Source organism: Massilia sp. UBA6681, from assembly GCF_002454935.1.
Classification (GTDB): Bacteria; Pseudomonadota; Gammaproteobacteria; order Burkholderiales; family Burkholderiaceae_D; genus Telluria; species Telluria varians.
Map to the genome: position 1 here is coordinate 1 of NZ_DKJX01000058.1, position 5671 is coordinate 5671.

Annotated in this window: 3 protein-coding genes; all 3 read right to left on the reverse strand. The window is 70.9% G+C overall.

The window, feature by feature from the left end; genetic code table 11:
* The coding region (locus B2R83_RS10075) for a hybrid sensor histidine kinase/response regulator (RefSeq protein WP_292040688.1) at nucleotides 1-3212 on the reverse strand (3212 nt) is incomplete at its 3' end.
* A gap of 47 nt (nucleotides 3213-3259) precedes the next feature.
* Nucleotides 3260-4213: a diguanylate cyclase gene (locus B2R83_RS10080; protein ID WP_292040691.1), complete on the reverse strand. Its 954-nt coding sequence runs from the start codon at nucleotides 4211-4213 to the stop codon at nucleotides 3260-3262.
* A partial coding sequence (locus B2R83_RS10085) for a response regulator (protein WP_292040693.1) occupies nucleotides 4210-5671 on the reverse strand: 1462 nt, incomplete at its 5' end. The genes B2R83_RS10085 and B2R83_RS10080, both read right to left, overlap by 4 nt.

Genomic DNA, 5671 nt, shown 5'->3' on the forward strand with positions numbered 1-5671 from the left:
CCGGCGGGCCCGGGCAGGGCGGCCGACGCCACCCGGGCCAGGCCGGCCAGCACCGCTTCGGTCGCGGCCACCAGTGCCGGCACCTGCACCCCGAGGCGCTCGAGCTGGCCGCTGCGCAGGTCCTGTTCCAGGCGGCTGGCGCTACCGGCCAGGTCGAGCGCGCCCACATAGGCCGCGCCCGACTTGAGGTTGTGCGCCAGCGACTGCAGGCGCGGGTAGTCGCCCAGCTCCAGCGATTCGCGCAGGATGGCAGGCGCCGTGCCGTATTCGCGCACGAAGCTGCCGGCCCGTTTCTGCAGGCGGCTGCGGCTGCCCCCGACGCTTTCCAGCGCCAGGCGCCAGTCGATGCCGGGCAGGGCCGGCAAGGCCGGTTCCGTCAGTGGCATGTGGGGCGGCAAGGGTGCAAGGGCGCACGGAAGGGGCAGCGGCCGGCCCTGCAGACGGACCGGATCGATCCACTTCAGCAGGGTGCAGAACAGCAGGTCCGGGTCGATCGGCTTGGTGACGTGGTCGTTCATGCCGGCCGAGCGGCTCAGCGCGCGGTCGCTCGGCAGCGCATGCGCGGTCATGGCCACGATCGGCAGCTCGCGCAGGCGCGCATGGCTGCGGATCTCGCGCGCGGCGCCCAGGCCGTCCATCCCGGGCATCTGGATGTCCATCAGCACCAGGTCATAGTCACCCGCCAGCGCCATGCGTACGGCGTCGACGCCGTTGAAGGCGACATCCACCTGCATGCGTGCAGCGGCCATGAAGTCGAGCGCGACCTCGCGGTTGTTGGCATTGTCCTCGGCCAGCAGGATGCGTGCGCCGTCCAGGCGCGGCAGCTCGGACATGACCTGCGTCCGGCCCTGGACCGGGCCGGCTCCAGGCTGCGGATCCAGCACCTGCAGCAGGCTGTGGTACAGCAGCGCAGGTCCGACCGGCTTGTGGAGGAAGGCGTCGACCGGCAGGGCGCCCTGTTCCTCCATGACCGCTTCGCGGGTAGTGGCCGAGATCACCAGGATCGCCGGCAGTTGCGCGGACGGCGCATCCGTGCGCATGCGGCGGATGGTCTCGACCCCGTCCAGCCCCGGCATGCGGTAGTCCATCAGCACGACACGGTAGGCCCGGTCGTCCTGCGCGGCGCGCGCCAGCAGGGCCAGTGCTTCCTCGCCCGACGCCGCGGTGTCGGCGCGCACGCCGAGGGCGCCGAGCATCTCGGCCAGGGCGGAGCGTGCGCTGGCGCTGTCGTCCACCACCAGGGCGCGCATGTCCGGCAGCAGGACCGGGCGCGGCGCGTTCGTTCCTGCCGGGTCCGCGGGCAGGCCTAGGGGCACCGTGAAGCGGAAGCAGCTGCCGACCTGCGGCGTGCTGCTGACCGTGATCTCGCCGCCCATCAGCTCGACCAGCCGGCGCGAGATCGACAGGCCCAGGCCGGTGCCGCCGTACTTGCGGGTGGTCGAGCTGTCGGCCTGGCTGAAGGACTGGAACAGGCGCATGGTTTGTTCCGGCGTCATGCCGATGCCGGTATCGGTGACGGAAAATGCCAGGGTCACGCCCTGCGCGTCGCTTTTCAAGACCTCGACCCCCACCACGACCTCGCCGCGTTCGGTGAATTTCACCGCGTTGCCGGCCAGGTTGATCAGGACCTGGCCCAGGCGCAGCGGGTCGCCCACCAGCTGCTGCGGCACCCCGGGGCCGACCCGGAACACCAGCTCGATGCCCTTGGACTCCAGTTTCACGTCGGTCAGGCTGGCCAGCTGGTCGAGCATGTCGTCGAGCGCGAAGGGGACCTTTTCGATCGCCAGCTTGCCGGCCTCGATGCGCGAGAAGTCGAGGATGTCGTTGATGATGCCCATCAGGTGCTCGCTCGCGCCCAGGATCTTGTCCAGGTAGTTGCGCAGGGCCGGGGAAGGGTCGCGCAACAGAGCCAGGCGGCTCATGCCGATGATGGCGTTCATGGGGGTGCGGATTTCGTGGCTCATGTTGGCCAGGAACTCCGACTTCATGCGGGTGCTTTCCTCGGCGCGCAGCATCGCGGTCTGCATGGCCTTGGTGCGCAGGCCGAGGATGCGCATGAACACCAGCATGTCGAAGGTGCTGCCGAACACCAGGGCGTGCATGGTCCAGAAGTTGGCCGGCAGCTTGCCGTTGATGAGCTGCGCGGTGACGAAGGCGGCCACGAAGGCGACGCCCCAGCCGACCAGGAAGTAGTCGCCGACCGGGTCCCCGGCGCGGGCGCGGCGCAGGGCGCCGGGGAGGCCGCACAGCATCGGCAGGATGCCGAGGGTGCCGACGATCAGGACCAGGCGTTCATGGTCGATCAGGCCCAGTGCGAAGCCGGCGGCAGTGACCAGGCACAGGCCGGCGAGCGTTTTCATCAGCCGGCTGAAGATGCGGTCCTGTCCGGGGCGGGCCAGCGACTGCTCGACGAACAGGTAGGCGCCGCAGGATGCGAGGATGGACGCGATGCCGGCCCCGTGCTCCAGCATCCAGGCGTTCCCGGGCCAGAGGTACTGGCCGGCGGTGCCGAACCAGCACGCCGAATAGACGGTCACGCCGCCCGCCTGCAGGGCGTACTTGCCGAACAGGGGCTCGCGCAGCGACAGCCACTGGGCGATGGCATACAGGAACAGGGTGATGCGCAGCCCGTGCAGCAAGCCCTGCAGGATCTGCTCGCCGAGCGCGTCGGACAACATGGCATGCGGCTGCATGAAGCTGATCGGCAGGATCTTCGGGCCTTGCGAGACGACCCGCAGCAGTACGGTGTATTCGTTTCCGGGAGCCAGGCGCAGCACCGCGCTCGGGACCCGGCCCTTCAGGCTGTCGCCGGCGGCTTGCTGCATCCGGCCCATGCTGGCCACGTGGCGAAATCCCTGCGGCCCCGCCAGGTGGACGTCGACCTCGTCCAGCAGGGCGAAGTCGACCTGGATGACCCAGCCATCGGCAGCGTCCGGCGCGACCATTAGCGGGATGCGCACCCAGGTCGCGCCGGGCTGCATCCCGAGGGTGCCGTAGGCGGTGCGCGGCGCGTCGAACTCCTTGCCGCGCGCCAGCGCGTCCGCAGCGCTCAGTTTGCCGCCGGGATCGCGCAGGATGGTGAGCGCCGGCCAGGCCTCGGCGCGCGCGAGGTCGCGCGTGAGCAGCACCGTGGCCGCGTTCGCGGGGAGCGCCGCCAATGTAGAGAGCAATAGCGCCAGCAGGAAGATGAGTGTGCGGTATGCAGCTTGCATGAAGATGAACGTGCGAAGGGTCAAGCAGAGATTGTTGTTAAGCGGCCTTACAGCGGGTGGCGACGGTGCGGGTACTGCACGCCGCCGGGTGCGGCCTCGCGCCAGACCACGCGGTTGCGGCCGGCCTGCTTTGCGCGGTACAGCTCGGCGTCGGCGGCGTCGAACAGGCTAGAGGCGGTCTCGGTGCCACTGGGCTCGAGGGTGGCGCCGCCGGCGCTGGCGGTCAGCACCGGCGCCACGCCGGACGTTTCGTGTGCGATCGACAGGGCGGCCACGGCAAGCAGCATCTGCGACACCAGCTGGCATGCCTCGGCCGCGCCGGTTTCGGGCAGCAGCAGGACCAGCTCCTCGCCGCCGTAACGCGCCGCCAGGTCGGCCGGCCGGCGCGTCGCAGCGGCAGCCAGCCGCGCCACGGCGCGCAGCGCACGGTCGCCGGCCGGGTGGCCGTAGCGGTCGTTGTACTGCTTGAAGGCGTCGACGTCGAGCAGGGCCAGGGAAAGCGGCCGGCCGGACCTGCGCGCACGCTGCCATTCGAGCGCGAAGACCTCGTCGAAGCGGCGCCGGTTGGCCAGTTCGGTCAGGCCGTCGATGTTCGCGAGCCGCTCCAGCATCCTGCGCTGGCGCACCACCTGCAGGTGCAGGGCCACGCGCGCCATGACCACGGTCTGGTTGAAAGGCTTGGTGATGTAGTCCGCGGCGCCCATCTTCAGGCCGTTGGCTTCGTCTTCCGGCCGGTCCAGGCCGGAGATGAAGATCACGGCGATGTGCTCGGTCAGCGGGTCGGCGCGCAGCCGGCGCAGCACCTCGTAGCCGTCCATGTCCGGCATCAGGACGTCGAGCAGGATCAGGTCGGGCAGGTGGCGGATCGCGCGCTCCAGGGTCTGGGCGCCGTTTTTCGCGAGCAGCACGGTGTACTCGGGCTTGAGGAGCTCGCCCAGCACGTCGCGGTTGACCGCGTCGTCGTCGGCGACCAGTACCTTCTGCATCTCCACGCCGTTCATGTCGCGTCCTCCATGTTCAGTTCAAGGCCGGCAAGCAGTTGCGCCAGCGGCGCCAGGGCCGCCTCGTATTCCAGGTCTTCCACCGCCCGCCGCAGTTTGGCCAGGGTGTCGCCGTGGACGCCGCCAGTGAGGAGTAGCTCGAGTTCGCCCAGCGCGTCCTCGGCGCGGGCGTCGTCGGCTTCCAGCAGCAGGCGCAGGCGCAGCACCAGCGCGGCCAGCGCCGGCGTGGCCGGCGGCCTGGCCGGATCGGCCGCCTTCGGCTGCGCGGCCTCGGCCAGCCGGGCCAGGGCCGCCAGCACGGTTTCCGCCGCGCTCTCCAGGCCCGGGACCTGGACCGCGAGGCGCCCGGCCTGGCCGCTGCGCAGGTCCTGCTCGAGGCGATGCGCGGCGGACGCCAGCTCGAAGGCGCCGACATAGGCGGCGCTCGACTTCAGGTTGTGCGCGAGCGACTGCAGGCCCTGGTGATCGCTGGCGCCCAGCGCTTCGCGCAGCATGCGCGGGGCATCGGCGTATTCGCGCACGAAGCTGCTGGCGCGCTTTTCCAGGCGGCTGCGCTGGCCATCGACCTTGTCGAGCGCCTGACGCCAGTCCAGGCCGGGCACTGCGGGCAGCGGCGCCAGCGCCGCCGCGCGCTCGGCCGCTTCCAGCCCGGCCTGCGCGGCAGCCCCGACCGGCAGCGGCCGGCCGGCCAGGCGCGCCGGATCGATCCATTTGAGCAGGGTGCAGAACAGCAGGTCGGGATCGATCGGCTTGGTGACGTGCTCGTTCATACCGGCTTCCAGGCTCTTTACGCGGTCGCCGGGCAGGGCGTGTGCGGTCATCGCCACGATCGGCAGGTCGCGCATGCGCGGGTCCTTGCGGATTGCGCGGGTGGCGTCCAGGCCGTCGAGCCCCGGCATCTGGATGTCCATCAGCACCAGGTCGTAGTCGGCCGCCAAGGCCATGCGCACCGCATCCACGCCATTGAAGGCGACGTCCACCTGCATGCGCGCCGCGGCCATGAAGTCCAGGGCCACCTCGCGGTTATTGGCATTGTCCTCGGCCAGCAGGATGCGGGCGCCGTCCAGGCGCGGGAGTTCGGCCAGCGAAGGGATGCCCGGTGCGGCCACGGCGCCCGCATCCGGCAGGCCGCGCTGCGGGTGCAGCGCCTGCAGCAGGCTGTGGTGCAGCAGGGCGGGGCCGACCGGCTTGTGCAGGAAGGCGTCGACCGGCAGCTCGCCTTCCTGTTCCGGCACGGTGTCGCGGGTGCACACCGAGACCATCAGGATGGCCGGGGGCGGGGTGTCGCCGGCGCCGCGCCCGCCCTGGCGGATGCGGCGGATCGTCTCGACGCCGTCCAGGCCTGGCATCAGGTAGTCCATCAGGACCACACCATACGGCAGGCCGGCCTCCTCGGCCTGCGCCAGCGCGGCCAGGCATTCTTCCCCGGAGGCCACGGTGTCGGCGCGCACGCCGAGG